Genomic DNA, 12,761 nt, shown 5'->3' with positions numbered 1-12,761 from the left:
CCGGGCAGGCGGGCCGAGCGGGCGCCGCACGAAGGCGCCGCACGAAGGCGCCGCACGAAGGCGCCGCACGAAGGCGCCGCACGAAGGCGCCGGGCGCGTGCTAGCCGGAGAACCTCTTCGCGCGGTCCCGCGCCCATTGCGCGGCCTTGACCGCCTGGTCGCCGGCGACGGGGGCGCCGGGCATCCGGCTCAGGCGCTCCACCTGCTCGGCGAAGCGCAGGTGCTCCCGGTGAGCGTGTTCCCGGCAGGGGAGGCAGGTGACGCTCTCCGGGCGATGCGAGGTCATCGCATAGGGCACCTGGAGCCCGCACCCGGTGGTGACGACACTCGGCGCGTCGGGCGCCCGCCCCAACGACGACGCGATCACGTTACGGAAGCCGGCGCCGGCCTGCATCACCTTCTGCTCGACGTGGATGTGCGGATCGGTCTGGCTCATCTGCGTTCGCGCCTCCGTCCGGGTCGTCCCGAGATCAGGGTAATGCGTTGACCCACGGCCGGGAGATCGGTCAGGGGGCGGCCGCCCGGATGACCAGCAGGGCGATGTCGTCGTTGCGGGGTGCCATCCCCTCGGCGAGGAGGGTGTCGGCGCAGGCGTCCAGGGGCCGGTCCGGCGTCCGGGTGAGGCGGTCGGCCAGCTCGGCGGCGGCCTGCTCGATGTCGGCTCCGGGGGCTTCCACCAGGCCGTCGGTGTACAGCACGAGCATGCTGCCGGGCGGGAACGGGATCTCGGTCGTGGTGTAGTCCGCGGCGGGGTCGATGCCCAGCAGGAGTCCCGGGGGCAGGTGAAGGGGCTCGGCGTGGCCGCCGGGGTGGCGCAGGAGGGGCGGGGGGTGCCCGGCGGTGGCGAGGTGAGCGCGGTGGCGGGCGAGGTCGAGGGAGGCGTACAGGCAACTGGTGAACAGCCCGGGGTCGAGATCGGTGAGGAGGCGGTTGGTCCGGTCGAGGACCTCGCCGGGAGAGGCGCCGGCGGTGGCGTGGGCGTGGACCGCGGTGCGGACCTGTCCCATCAGGGCCGCGGCGGTGAGGTTGTGCCCCTGAACGTCGCCGATCGCCGCCGCGGCCGCGGCCGGGCCGCAGCGGATCAGGTCGTAGAAGTCGCCGCCGATGTCCATGCCGTGCCCGGCGGGCAGGTAGCGGGCGGCCACCTCCAGCCCGGGGATGCGCGGCAGGGTGCGGGGCAGCAGCCCGGTCTGCAGCGTGTGCGCCAGATGGTGCTTGGCGTCGTACAGGCGGGCGCGGTCCAGGGCCTGGGCGATCAGCCCGGCCACGGAGGTCAGCACGGCGCGTTCGGCCGGCGGGAACGGGCGGGGCCGGTCGAAGGCCAGGACGAGCGAGCCGACGACGCGGCCGGAGGCGATCAGGGGCAGGAACGCCCAGGAGCCCATGTCGTCCTGGTGCACCGCCGGCGGATAGAAGTCCTTCAGATCGGCGAAGGTGGCGAAGAACAGCGGGACGCCCGTGGTCAGGACATGGGACGCCGGGGCTCTGGAGACCAGGGGCTGGGCGTCGAACCTGGCCATGAGCTCGGCGCTGTAGCCGCGGTAGCCGATGATCCGCAACCGCCCCTCCTGCGCCGTCATCACGGCCATGGCCTGGGCGTCGACGGCCGGGATGAGCTGGTCCATGGTCCGCTCGACCACGTCCCCGACCCCTACGGCCTCGGCGAGGGTGCCGGCCAGGTGCATCAGGTGGTACAGCGCGCTCGCCTGGCTCGGCGCAGTGGTGTCCGCGGGCGTCTCCAGTCGTTCTGCGCGCGGGTCCTGGGGTGAGGCCGCGGGAGCGATCCGGACGCTGACGCCGGAGGCGTCCGGGTGGAACCAGAAGGTCAGCCACTGCTTCGGCGGGCGCAGCACCGTGCAGGAGGTGGGACCGCGGGCGACCAGGGCGGCCCGGTAGCGGTCTTCGACCATCGGGCCCTGCAACCACGGCAGCACCTCCCACGGCAGCGCCCCCAGCAGGTCGGGGACCTCGCTCCCGAGGAGAGCGGCCGCGGTGGTGGTGATGAAGGTGATGCGGCCGTCCAGGTCCAGTCCGCAGCACCCCTCCGGCAGGCGCTCGGCGAAGTCGGCGGCGGCCAGCGCCTCGGCCGGGCCGGGAGTGCGGGCGCGCGGCAGGGCCAGGGTCCGGGGCGCGGGCCCGGGGAGGATCGGGCGCCCCTGGTCGTGCGCGCGTTGCAGGAGCAGGCCCATGCGGCGGCAGGCGGAGGTGATCGCGCGGCGTTCGGCTCTGCTCGGCTGCGGCGGGTGGGAGCCGGGCCACAGCACCACCAGCCCGCCCCAGGCACGGCCGCCGGCGAGGATGGGGGCGGCGGCCAGGGTGAAGTCGTACGGGAGCACCAGCGCGGGCATCGGATAGCGGCGCGCCATGTCCTCCCGGCTGCCCACGCACACCAGGCGCCGCTCGCGTACGGCGTCGGCCACCGGGAGCAGCGAGTGCAGCGTCACCCGCGTCCAGGGGGTGGCGATCCGATGGGCGATCCCGGTCACCACCGTCAGCCGCAGCACCTGCTCATCCGCCGGCAGCAGGTACAGCAGGCCCACCGAGGCGCCGGCCTGGCGCATGACGTCGGCCAGCGCGGCGTCGATCTGGTCCTGGATCGCGCCTTCGACGACATCGGCGTCGGCCGGCCCGCGCATGCCCTCACCCTTCCCGGGCCGTGACGCGGAAGCGGCTGCGCGCGGCTTCGGCGGTGATGCCCGGTCCGGCCCCGATGGGCGCCCAGGCGGCTCCGGCGCGCCGCCGGCGGCCGGCGGTGACCGGCTCCGGCAGCCGGGCCCCGCACCAGCCAGACCGGATATCCCCCATATAGGCACAATACGCCGCTATGCTGTTACGGCACACTAACCTGTCCGCCGCCTGACCTGGGCATCCGCCGCCACGCCGCGCGGCGGTCAGCCGGGCCGAAGACGTCCGGCACGGCCTCCCCTCCGGCCCCATGCGCCCGGCGAGAACCGCGCCCGAACCGGGCGGACAGGCCGCGTGCGGGTGGTGGACGGCGTTCTTGAGCCCCCGGAGGTGGAGTGGCCGGGCTCGGGGGTGACCATGACCAACCCGCTCGGCATTCCGGCGACCCACCCCCTGTGGATGTGAGGCGAAGCGCCGGCCTCACAGATCGGTGTGCTGTCTCGTCGAACCGGTGAGGGCAGATGCGATCAAGGGAGTCGCCGGCACCATGAGCACCCGATCCGAGCCAGGACACGGCCGGCCCGACCCGGGCCTGAGCGCGATCATGAGCGAGCGGAGTCAGTTGATCAACCTCGCCTACCGGCTCCTCGGCTCCCTGGCCGATGCGGAGGACGTCGTCCAGGAGACCTACGCCCGCTGGTACGCCATGTCGCGGCAGCGGCAGGAGGCCATCGCGGCCCCCGGCGCCTGGCTGACGAAGGTCGCCAGTCGCATCTGCCTGGACCTGCTCGGCTCGGCACGGGCGCGGCGGGAGCGCTACGTGGGCGAATGGATCCCCGAGCCGCTGCCGGAACCGACGGAGTGGATCAACGGGCGGCCGGGCGGCACCACGGCCGACCCCGCCGACCGGGTCACCCTCGACGAGTCGGTCAACATGGCCTTCCTCGTCGTGCTCGAATCGATGACCCCGGCCGAGCGCGTCGCGTTCACCCTGCACGACGTCTTCCGCTACTCCTTCGCCGAGGTCGCCGAGATCACCGGCCGTACGCCCGCGGCCTGCCGCCAGTTGGCCTCATCGGCCCGCCGTCGCATTCGCGCCGCGCGGGTTCCCGCGACTCCGCCCGCCCGGCAGGCCGGCATCGTCAGGGACTTCAAGCGGGCATGGGAAGCCAGGGACATCGACGCCCTCATCGGCCTGCTCGACCCCGGCGCCACGGCGACCGCCGACGGCGGCGGCCTCGTCAGCGCCGCGCTCCACCCGGTCCGGGGCGCCGAGCAGATCGCGCGTTACTACATCGAGATCAGCGACAGGACACCCGACGACATGACCATCCTGGAGCGCACGGTCAACGGCCGGCCCGGTCTGGTGGCTCAGCAGGACGGCGTCACCGTGACGGTGTTCGCGTTCGACGTCGCGGGCGACCGGATCACGCACATCTGGGCAGTGCGCAACCCGGACAAGCTCCGGGCCTGGATGCCGGCCTGACGGCCGGTCCCGACCGGCCGGCGCTCACGGGCGGATCGGCCGTGATCCCCCACCGCCGTTCGCCCGTTCAGGCCGCGGCGAGGGCGAGCAGCACGTCGGCGAGTTCCTTGGGCGCGGTGACCATCGCCTCGTGGCCGGTGGCGAGGTGGTGCACCGGCCAGCCGCGGGCCTCGGCCCGCTCGGCGTGCGGCCGGAACACCCGCATCCAGCCGGTGCACTCGATGAACGCCGCCGGAACGGACTCCGCGCGCCCGGCCAGCCGCAGGGGCTCGGTGTAGGCGAGCCAGGGGTGCGGGGTCAGGCGCGGGGTCAGCCAGGCGAGATCGGCCTCCTCGGAGACGCCGAGGACGCTCAGCGAGCGGACGGGGATGAGCCAGCCGAATCCCGGCCCGGCCACCGACTCGCGGTAGTGACCCGCGACCGTCTCGGGCAGCAGGTCGATCGCGGCGTCACCGTCGTCGCCGACGAAGGCGTCGAGGTAGACGCGCTTGCCGGCACGGCCGGGAATCCGCTCCGCGACGCCGGTGACGACCTGCCCGGCGTAGCTGTGCCCGACCAGGACGACATCGCGCAGATCGTACGCCTCGATGAGCGCCACGATGTCCTGGACGTGGGTGCTCAGGCCGACGGACGGGGTGAGCAGGTGTGCGCGGTCGCTGAGCCCGGTCAGGGTCGGGGTGTGCACCTCGTGACCGGCGGCGCGCAGTGACGGGACCACACGCTGCCAGGCCCAGCCGCCGTGCCAGGCCCCATGGATCAGCACGAACGTAGTCATACCAGCCCCCTGTCCGGACCTGCATCGAAGATGATCATGGAACGCTCACCACGCGTCTGGTCTGGTGGTCTCGTGCCGCCCTGATCGTCTGCGCGAGCAGGGTGGCGATGGTCATGGGCCCGACGCCGCCGGGCACCGGGGTGATGTACGACGCCCGCTCGGCCGCCGCCGCGTACTCCACGTCGCCGGTGTTGCCGGCGTATCCGGCGTCGATCACGACGGCGCCGGGCTTGATCCACTCGCCGCGGATCAGTCCCGGACGGCCCGCGGCGGCGACCAGCACGTCGGCCTCGGCCACCCGGTCGGCGAGGCCGGCGGTGCGGGAGTGGCAGTAGGTGACGGTCGCGTCGCGGGCCAGCAGCAGCATGCCCACCGGCCTGCCGAGGATGGGGCTGCGGCCCACGACCACGGCGTGCCTGCCCGGCAGCGGCACGTCGTAGGCGTCCAGCAACGCCATGATCCCGCCGGGGGTCGCGGAGCGGAACCCGCCCTCGTCGAAGGCCATCATCGCGAAGGAGGCGCGGGTGACCCCGTCCACGTCCTTGGCCGGGTCGATCGCCTCGAACGCGGCACGCTCGTCGATGTGGCCGGGCACGGGATGCTGCAGGAGGATTCCATCGACATCGGGATCGGCCGACAGCTCCCGGATCCGGCCGACGAGCGTCTCGGTGCCGATGGCGGCGTCGAGCTCGATCCGGCGCGAGTGCATGCCGACCTGCGCACAGCGGTTGGCCTTCATGCGCACGTAGGTGTGGGATGCGGGATCGTCGCCCACGAGGACGGTCGCGAGGGTCGGAGTGCGGCCGTGCTCGCCGGTGAACTCCGCCACCTCGCGCCTGACCCGGTCGAGTATCGCCGCCGACACGGCTCGGCCGTCGAGTATCCGCGCGGTCACGTGTCCCCCCGGAGTCGGTGGCGGCGTGGCGTGCCCGGCTGGTAGCGGGCCATGCGCTCGGCTTGGAGGCTTTCGAATCCCATACAGTCAGTACAGCGGTCCCGGGCTCGCGTTTCGTCGGCAACAAGGCGGACTTTCATGCGACAAATGACCGAGGCGGGGAAGGTGAGCGGCCCTTGGCCGGGCGAGGGCGGAGGCGGGCGGCGTCGTGGCTGGGCGGCACGCCGAACCGGCGGCGGTATTCGCGGCTGAACTGGGAGGGGCTGTCGTAGCCGACGCGGTGGGCGACTCCGGTGATGTCGTGGGGGTGAGTGGCCAGTAGCAGCCGGGCTTCCTGCAGCCGGATCTGTTTCTGGAACCGGATGGGGCTCATCGCGGTCACCGTCTGGAAGTTGCGGTAGAACGCCGAGGCGCTCATGCCGGACAGCCGTGCCAGGTCCTCGACGCGGAACGGTTCGGCGTAGTGTTCGCGGGGGCCAGCACTGCCTGGTCGCGGGGCCGGTCGAGCAGGCGTACCAGGCGGATCGCGGCGTCGAGCAGGTCGGCGGTCATGTCGCCGACGGCGATGCCCGGCAGCGCTCCTCCCCTGGCGCGGGGCAGGTCCCCGGGGCCGCTCCAGCCGCCAGTACTCGGGCGAGCCCGGCGTGTGGACCCGGGAGACCAACGAGTTCGCCTGGCGGGCGCTCCTGGGCGATCTCGCCGACGACGAGGTCCCCGGCTACGTCTCACCCGCCGGAGCCGACGACCTGTCCGGCCTGCCGGCCACCTACATCGACGCCGGCTCCGCCGAGGTCTTCCGGGACGAGGACGTCGCCTACGCCGGCCGGATCTGGGCGGCGGGCGGCCAGGCCGAACTGCACGTCTGGGCCGGCGGCTTCCACGGCTTCGACGCGATCTTCCCCCAGGCCGGCCTGTCCGCCGCCGCCCGCCGGACGCGCACCGAGTGGCTCGCCCGCGTCCTGAAGCCCGCCCCGGAGCCGGGCTCCCGGTAGAGGCGCCGGGGCCAGGGCCCATACGGTCACCCGCCAGAGCGCCTCGAACAGGACACCGATGCTCATCTTGCTCGCGCCGGCCGTACGATCGACGAAGGTGATCGGGACCTCCGCCACCGTGAACCCGCGACGTACGGCTCGCCGGGTGAGATCCACCTGGAAGCAGTACCCCCGCGACTCCACGCCGCCCGGCAGGATCTTCTCCAGCGCGGCGGCCCGGTAGGCGCGGAACCCGGCCGTGGCGTCGGCGACGGGCAGGCCGAGCGCCAGCCGTACGTAACGGTTCGCCAGCCGTGACAGCAGCTCCCGTCTGCGCGGCCAGTTCGCCACCCGGCCGCCGGCCGCCCAGCGGGAGCCGATGACCAGGTCGGCGTGCTCGGCCGCGTGCAGCAGGGCGGGCAGCCGCTCGGGAGGATGCGAGCCGTCGGCGTCGATCTCCACCAGCACGTCGAACCCCCGGGCGAGCCCCCAGCGGAAGCCCGCCAGGTACGCGGCGCCCAGCCCTTCCTTGCGTTCCCGGTGCAGGACGTGCAGCCCGTCGAGCTCGGACGCGAGCCTGTCGGCGAGCAGGCCCGTCCCGTCGGGGCTGTTGTCGTCCACGACGAGAACGTGGGCGGCGGGTACGGCTGCGCGGATCCTGGCGACGATGCCGGGCAGGTTGTCTCGTTCGTCATAGGTCGGCGTGATGACCAGGACATCGCTCATGATCGTCCTCAGCTCGCGTGCTTGAAGTCCGGCCAGGCGGTCGTCCACGGAGCCCGTGGCCCCGAGCAGACCGTGATGGGCAGGCCCTGCTCCTCGTTGGCGACCCCGGTGCCGTGATCGATGACCCCGGCGGATTCGCAGCGCGCGAAGCGCAGCCGCAACCGCTCGGGCGGCAACCCCACGGCGACCACCGTCCGCGCCGTTTCCGGCGGCGGCCCCTGGTACCACAGCTCGTTGTGGCCGCTGTAGACGGGAATGTCCGGTGCGAACCGGTCCAGCGCTCCGGCCTCGCCATAGTTCGAGGTGAGCACGATCGTCCCCGGCGGCAGCGCCCGGTGCACCCCGGCCACCTGGGCGACGAAGCGCGGCCAGCCCACCGACTCCCTGGACACCTCGTTGGGCGAGGCGTCGAGCGCCTGCGGCGGGAGCAGCGGCAGCGCCACGACGATCCCGATGACCGAGGTGCCGAGCAGGCCCCACCACACCGTCCGGCGCCGGGCGGCCCGGCTCTCCATCCAGGCGGCGACGGGCACGCAGCCGGCCACGAAGGCGAAGATCAGGCTTCCGGTTACGTAGTCCGCCCGTCCTCCCGACACCCAGCCGAGCAGGATGGTCACCAGGGCCGCGACCGCCAGTGCCCGGGTCTCCTGCCGCCGCAGCAGCCAGAGCCACCCGGCGACGGCGATCACGAACGCCCCCATGCTGAGCAGCGCCACCAGCATGGGCACGAACATGACCCGGTTCACCGGTTCGCTGAGCGTGCCGGCCATGGTGAGCTGAGGCCAGCCGTTGGCGGCCTGGTAGAGGAGGTTCGGCGAGGCGATGACGGCGGCCAGGAACGCGCCGGACCAGAACCATCTGTCGCCGAACACGGCGCGTGGCCCCTTCACCGCCAGGCCGACGGTGACGAGCAGGCCGGTGGCCAGCCCGGTCAGCAGCAGGATGATGAGGTGCTTGTTGAACGTGGCGGCGCCCGCGACGATGCCGGCCGCCACCCACCAGCGTCCGTCGCCGCGCAGCAGGGCCCGCAGCACGCACAGGATGCAGGCCGTCCAGAACACGAAGTCGGCCGATTGGGTCAGCAGGGTGTGCCCGGCCACCAGGGGGAACATCCCGGTGCCGACGCCGGTCGCGGCGAGCGTCTGCGCGCGTGCGCCGCCGCCGAGCTCCCGCGTGATCGCGGCGCCGATCAGGACCAGCAGTCCCGCGCACAGCGCGGGGACGACCCGCAGCCCGGCGATGGTGTCCCCGAACAGCTCCGTGGACAGCCGCGCCAGGAGCGGGGTCAGCGGAGGCTGGTCGAAGTACCCCCAGCCGGGAGACTCGCCGAGCATGCGGAAGTAGAGCTCGTCGCGGTGGTACCCGTACCACGGGCTCAGCACCAGCAAGGTGAGCACGACGAGGCCGGCGATGGGACCGGTGGTCCGCCAGGCCGTCGCCGGCAGCGAGGGAGCGGTGATCTGGAGACGGGGGGCTTGGAGAAGCATGCCTTCACGGTCTCCGGCGAGGCCCCGGCCTGTCGTCTGGCCAGGAGCAGAACGTGGGGTCAGACCCCAGGCATAGGCGACGGCTCCCCGGGGTGGACCACGCCGTGATCGAACGCGAAGACGACCGCGGCGGCCCGGTCGCGCACCCCCAGCTTGGTGAAGATCCGGCCGACGTGAGTCTTGATCGTGCCCTCGCCGACCACGAGATGACGGGCGATCTCGGCGTTGGTGAGCCCCCGGCCGATGAGCCTGAGCACGTCGAGCTCGCGCGAGGTGAGGTCGCCGAGCCGCCGGACCGCGTCGGGGTCGGTCACCGGATCGGTGCGGTAGCGTCGCAGGACCCGCCCGCAGACGGCGGGATCCAGCCAGCCGTCACCTGCGGCGACCGCCCGGACGGCACGCTGGATGTCCTCGGCCGGTGCGTCCTTGAGGCAGAACCCCGACGCGCCGGCCCGCAGCGCCGCCGCGAGAACGCCATCTTCGCCGAAGGTGGTGAGCACCAGGATGCGGGTCGCCGGATCCGCGGCGAGCAGGGCGCGGGTGGCCTCGACCCCGTCCATGCGCGGCATGCGGACGTCCATGACCACGGCGTCGGGCCGGGCCCGTGCGACCTCCGCCAGCGCGGCCTGGCCGTCGGCCGCCTCGCCGACCACCTCGAATCCGTACGGCTCGCGCAGGATCGTGCGCAGTCCGGCCCTGGCGAGTTCCTGGTCATCGACGAGCACCACGGAGATCATGCCGGCAGTTCCGTCCGCACGACCCACCGATCGTCCTCGGGGCCGGCGGTGACGTGGCCGCCGACCATGCGCACCCTGTCGGCCATGGCGCGAAGTCCCATGCCGCCATTGTGCCGTGGCAGGCGGTCGGGCAGTGGATTGGTGACCGTGGCCCGCACGGCGCCTTCGTCCGATATGCGCAGCCGGACCTCGACCGAACACCGCGGAGCGTGGCGGCTCGCGTTGGCCAGGGTCTCCTGCACCAGCCGGTAGAGCACCATGCCGTTCGTCGGGCTCACCGCCGACAGCTCTCCGTCAACGCTGGACTTCAGCTCCAGACCCGCCGTCCGGTATTCCTCGAAAAGCTCGGGAAGCCGGGGCGCGGTGGGCTGGGGAGCGACCACGGCGGGATCGGAGCCTTCCTCGGCGAGGACCCGGACGACCGTGCGCAGTTCGGCCATGCTCTGCCGGGCCAGGCGCTCGGCCTCCGCGATCCCCGCCGCCGCCTCCTTGGGATCGTGCTGGAGCGCCAGCCGTACTCCGCCCAGATGCAGCACCGTGACGGCGAGGGTGTGCGCGACGATGTCGTGGAGATCGGCGGCGAGCCGCTGCCGCTCGGCCAGGGCGGCGGCAGCGGTGGCGGCGTTCTCCGCCCGGTGCAACCGCTCGCCCACCTCGATGCGGTACCTCATGGCCCAGCCGCTCCAGAACACGAGCGTCAGCGCGGCCAGCCAGTTCGGCCACCCGGGGTCCGGCGTGGCGAACGCCGCCGCGACCACCACGGAGAGCGAGGCGAGCCACATGACGACGCCCGGCCAGAGCCGCTGGGTCAGCGCGACGAACGCGACGTAGAGCACCAGGACGAACCAGCCGACGCTGTTGACCGCGAGCCCCGTGAGCGCCGCGATGGCGGCGGGAGCCAGGAGACCGGCCACCTCGGCGGGACGGCCCGGCGTCGTGCGCACCATGACCAGACAGAGAACGACAAGGGCGACGCCTCCGCCGAACGGCCAGAGGTGGTCGCAGCCACGCGCGACCGTCTGCGCCCACGACGACCCGACCAGCAGCGTCAGCAGCCCGAGGCCGGCCGGTAACAGCCGGCGGGGAGTCACCACCACCCGCCCATCGTAGGAACAGCCCGGTTCCGCGCACATCCACCCACGGTGATACCCGCCATCTCCCCACGGTCGGACGGTGTGCCCGGCGATCGCGGCATGCCCCACCCGTGAGGGTCAGGAGTTGCCCGGGGTCACCAGGCCGGATTCGTAGGCGAAAACCACGAGCTGGGCGCGGTCGCGGGCGTGGAGCTTGGTCATGGCCCGGTTGATGTGGGTCTTCGCGGTCAGCGGGCTGATCACCATGCGGGCGGCGATCTGGTCGTTGGACAGGCCCTGCGCGACCAGGGCCACGGCCTCGCGTTCGCGGTTGGTCAGTTCCGCCGGCCCCGTGCCGGTGGTGCGCGGCTGGGTGACGTACCGGTCGATCAGCCGGCGGGTGATCGACGGCGCGAGCAGGGCGTCGCCCCGGGCGGCGACGCGTACGGCGTGCAGAAGGTCCTCCGGCACGATGTCCTTGACGAGGAACCCGGCCGCACCGGCGCGCAGCGCGTTGAAGACGTACTCGTCCAAGCCGTAGTTCGTCAGGATGACGACGTGCACCCCGGCCAGGGCCGGGTCGGCGGCGATGCGCCGGGTCGCCTCGATGCCGTCGATGACCGGCATCTGAATGTCGATGAGCGCGATGTCGGGCAGGAGCTCCCTGGCCAGCGCCAGGCCCTCCCTCCCGTCGGCGGCCTCGGCCACCACCTCGATGTCGTCTTCGAGGTCGAGCAGCGCGCGGAACCCGCTGCGAATGAGCGGCTGGTCGTCCACCAGCAGGACACGGATCATGACGTTCGGTCCACGGGAAGCTCGGCCAGTACGGAGAAGCCGCCCTCGCTGCGCGGCGCCGCCCGCAGGCGGCCGCCGAGGGCGGTGACGCGTTCGCGCATCCCGAGCAGCCCGACGCCGGGCACCGGCGCGGTGCCCGGCGTGGCCTCGCCGTCGTCATCGACCCGTATGACCAGGGCCTCGGGACGGTAGTCGATCCGGACCCACGCCGTCGCGGCGGCGGCGTGGCGGGCGATGTTGGTCAACGACTCCTGAACGATCCGGTAAGCGGTCCGGTCCACCGCGGCCGGCACCTCATGTCGTTGTCCCTCGATCGTCAGCTTCGCGTCCAGCCCGGTGGTGCGAGCCCGCTCCACCAGCTCCGGGACGTGGTCGAGCCCGTGCGAGGGGTGGTTCTCGTCGTCGCGCAGCGCCTCCAGGGTCGCCCGCAGTTCCCGGGCCGCCTCACGACTGGCCTCACGGATCGCCAGCAGGGCCTCCGGCACCGGTTCGCCTCGCCTGCGGGCCACGTGGACGGCGGCCTCGGCCTGCACCTTGATGATCGAGATCTGGTGGGTGAGCGAATCGTGCAGCTCGCGGGCGATGTGCAGCCGCTCCTCGTCGGCGCGGCGCCGGGCGGCCTCCTCGCGGGTGCGCTCGGCCTCGTCCGCCCGCCGCTCGGCCTGCCGCAGCGCCTCACCCGCCGCACCGGCGGCGACCAGCCAGGCCAGTTCGAGGGCGCCCCGGGCCTGCGCGAACGCCTCGCCCACGTCGTGCAGGGAGGCCAGGGCCGCGAGCGGCAGCGCGGCCAGCATGATCACGCTCACCACCACCGTGACGACGCGGTGTCCCGCCCGCATCGCGGCGTACACCGCGAACAGGAACGCGACGGCAGGCACGTCGAAACCGGCCGCCTGGTAACCCACCGCGCACAGCCCGGTGACGGCCAGGACGGGAACCGGAGCCCGGCGGCCGGCGGCCAGGGCCAGGCCGCCGGCCACCAGCAGCGCGTAGCCGAGCAGGCCGAGGTCCGTGGCGGGGTGCCGCCCGGACAGCCCGGTGACCAGCAGGGTCGCCGCCACGCCGACGGCGATGACCCAGTCTCTGACACCGGCCGGCACACCGATCCGTCCCCTGCTCATGCGTGCACCCTAGCCGGGTGCTCCCGTGGTCGGCTCCTGCGCACGGACGATCGGCCGCCTACCGCGGGCG

12 protein-coding genes and 2 pseudogenes are annotated in these 12,761 nt (G+C 73.2%); 2 read left to right on the top strand and 12 right to left on the bottom strand.

Annotated features, from left to right (window positions below; all coding sequences use genetic code 11):
- Window positions 1-100 precede the first annotated feature (100 nt).
- Window positions 101-436, bottom strand: coding sequence for a hypothetical protein (locus HNP84_RS17045; RefSeq protein WP_185050688.1), 336 nt, complete (start codon window positions 434-436; stop codon window positions 101-103).
- Window positions 437-506: 70 nt separating this feature from the next.
- Window positions 507-2,636 (bottom strand): SpoIIE family protein phosphatase, encoded by a 2,130-nt coding sequence (locus tag HNP84_RS17040; protein WP_185050687.1) that lies wholly within the window; start codon window positions 2,634-2,636, stop codon window positions 507-509.
- 536 nt (window positions 2,637-3,172) lie between these two features.
- Here HNP84_RS17040 and sigJ point away from each other — a divergent pair.
- Entirely contained in the window at window positions 3,173-4,111 is a 939-nt protein-coding gene (sigJ, locus tag HNP84_RS17035) for an RNA polymerase sigma factor SigJ (RefSeq protein ID WP_185050686.1), read from the top strand.
- A 67-nt stretch (window positions 4,112-4,178) separates the two neighbouring features.
- On the opposite strand, the gene HNP84_RS17030 is transcribed toward sigJ, so the two are convergent.
- The 4 genes from HNP84_RS17030 to HNP84_RS53040 form a co-directional block, all read right to left on the bottom strand.
- Window positions 4,179-4,886 carry an alpha/beta hydrolase gene (locus HNP84_RS17030; protein ID WP_185050685.1) on the bottom strand — a complete coding sequence of 236 codons (708 nt, stop codon included), beginning with the start codon at window positions 4,884-4,886 and terminating at the stop codon, window positions 4,179-4,181.
- Window positions 4,887-4,920: 34 nt separating this feature from the next.
- Window positions 4,921-5,781 carry a bifunctional 5,10-methylenetetrahydrofolate dehydrogenase/5,10-methenyltetrahydrofolate cyclohydrolase gene (locus tag HNP84_RS17025; RefSeq protein WP_185050684.1) on the bottom strand — a complete coding sequence of 287 codons (861 nt, stop codon included), beginning with the start codon at window positions 5,779-5,781 and terminating at the stop codon, window positions 4,921-4,923.
- Between the two features lie 136 nt (window positions 5,782-5,917).
- Entirely contained in the window at window positions 5,918-6,199 is a 282-nt protein-coding gene (locus HNP84_RS53045) for a helix-turn-helix transcriptional regulator (protein WP_246518216.1), read from the bottom strand.
- On the bottom strand, window positions 6,196-6,333 hold the full coding sequence (locus HNP84_RS53040; protein WP_246518215.1) for an AraC family transcriptional regulator N-terminal domain-containing protein: 138 nt from the start codon (window positions 6,331-6,333) through the stop codon (window positions 6,196-6,198). Before HNP84_RS53040 ends, HNP84_RS53045 begins: the two co-directional genes overlap by 4 nt.
- Window positions 6,334-6,416: 83 nt before the next feature.
- Between HNP84_RS53040 and HNP84_RS53035 the strand changes: the two are divergent.
- A pseudogene (locus tag HNP84_RS53035) lies at window positions 6,417-6,773 on the top strand (alpha/beta hydrolase); the annotation flags it as partial.
- A gap of 207 nt (window positions 6,774-6,980) precedes the next feature.
- Here HNP84_RS53035 and HNP84_RS53030 read toward each other — a convergent pair.
- The 6 genes and pseudogenes from HNP84_RS53030 to HNP84_RS16985 form a co-directional block, all read right to left on the bottom strand.
- Window positions 6,981-7,478, bottom strand: a pseudogene (locus tag HNP84_RS53030) (glycosyltransferase); the annotation flags it as partial.
- Between the two features lie 8 nt (window positions 7,479-7,486).
- Window positions 7,487-8,965, bottom strand: a complete 1,479-nt coding sequence (locus HNP84_RS17005) for an ArnT family glycosyltransferase (RefSeq protein ID WP_185050683.1) — start codon at window positions 8,963-8,965, stop codon at window positions 7,487-7,489.
- Between the two features lie 59 nt (window positions 8,966-9,024).
- Entirely contained in the window at window positions 9,025-9,702 is a 678-nt protein-coding gene (locus HNP84_RS17000; protein WP_185050682.1) for a response regulator transcription factor, read from the bottom strand.
- Window positions 9,699-10,799 (bottom strand): sensor histidine kinase, encoded by a 1,101-nt coding sequence (locus HNP84_RS56080; protein ID WP_185050681.1) that lies wholly within the window; start codon window positions 10,797-10,799, stop codon window positions 9,699-9,701. The genes HNP84_RS17000 and HNP84_RS56080 overlap by 4 nt, the downstream gene beginning before the upstream one ends.
- 114 nt (window positions 10,800-10,913) lie before the next feature.
- On the bottom strand, window positions 10,914-11,570 hold the full coding sequence (locus HNP84_RS16990; protein WP_185050680.1) for a response regulator: 657 nt from the start codon (window positions 11,568-11,570) through the stop codon (window positions 10,914-10,916).
- Entirely contained in the window at window positions 11,567-12,691 is a 1,125-nt protein-coding gene (locus HNP84_RS16985; RefSeq protein ID WP_185050679.1) for a sensor histidine kinase, read from the bottom strand. The genes HNP84_RS16990 and HNP84_RS16985 overlap by 4 nt, the downstream gene beginning before the upstream one ends.
- Between the last annotated feature and the right edge of the window lie 70 nt (window positions 12,692-12,761).

Origin of the sequence: Thermocatellispora tengchongensis (assembly GCF_014202315.1) — a bacterium.
Taxonomy (GTDB): Bacteria; Actinomycetota; Actinomycetes; order Streptosporangiales; family Streptosporangiaceae; genus Thermocatellispora; species Thermocatellispora tengchongensis.
Note: the sequence above shows the minus strand (reverse complement) of the source record. Positions and strands in the feature narration are given on the sequence as shown.

Coding starts and splice junctions, on each gene's coding strand:
- HNP84_RS17045 (WP_185050688.1), bottom strand. CDS start 436: ATGAGCCAGACCGATCCGCACATCCACGTCGAGCAGAAGGTGATGCAG.
- HNP84_RS17040 (WP_185050687.1), bottom strand. CDS start 2,636: ATGCGCGGGCCGGCCGACGCCGATGTCGTCGAAGGCGCGATCCAGGAC.
- sigJ (WP_185050686.1), top strand. CDS start 3,173: ATGAGCACCCGATCCGAGCCAGGACACGGCCGGCCCGACCCGGGCCTG.
- HNP84_RS17030 (WP_185050685.1), bottom strand. CDS start 4,886: ATGACTACGTTCGTGCTGATCCATGGGGCCTGGCACGGCGGCTGGGCC.
- HNP84_RS53045 (WP_246518216.1), bottom strand. CDS start 6,199: ATGAGCGCCTCGGCGTTCTACCGCAACTTCCAGACGGTGACCGCGATG.
- HNP84_RS53040 (WP_246518215.1), bottom strand. CDS start 6,333: ATGACCGCCGACCTGCTCGACGCCGCGATCCGCCTGGTACGCCTGCTC.
- HNP84_RS17005 (WP_185050683.1), bottom strand. CDS start 8,965: ATGCTTCTCCAAGCCCCCCGTCTCCAGATCACCGCTCCCTCGCTGCCG.
- HNP84_RS17000 (WP_185050682.1), bottom strand. CDS start 9,702: ATGATCTCCGTGGTGCTCGTCGATGACCAGGAACTCGCCAGGGCCGGA.
- HNP84_RS16990 (WP_185050680.1), bottom strand. CDS start 11,570: ATGATCCGTGTCCTGCTGGTGGACGACCAGCCGCTCATTCGCAGCGGG.
- HNP84_RS16985 (WP_185050679.1), bottom strand. CDS start 12,691: ATGAGCAGGGGACGGATCGGTGTGCCGGCCGGTGTCAGAGACTGGGTC.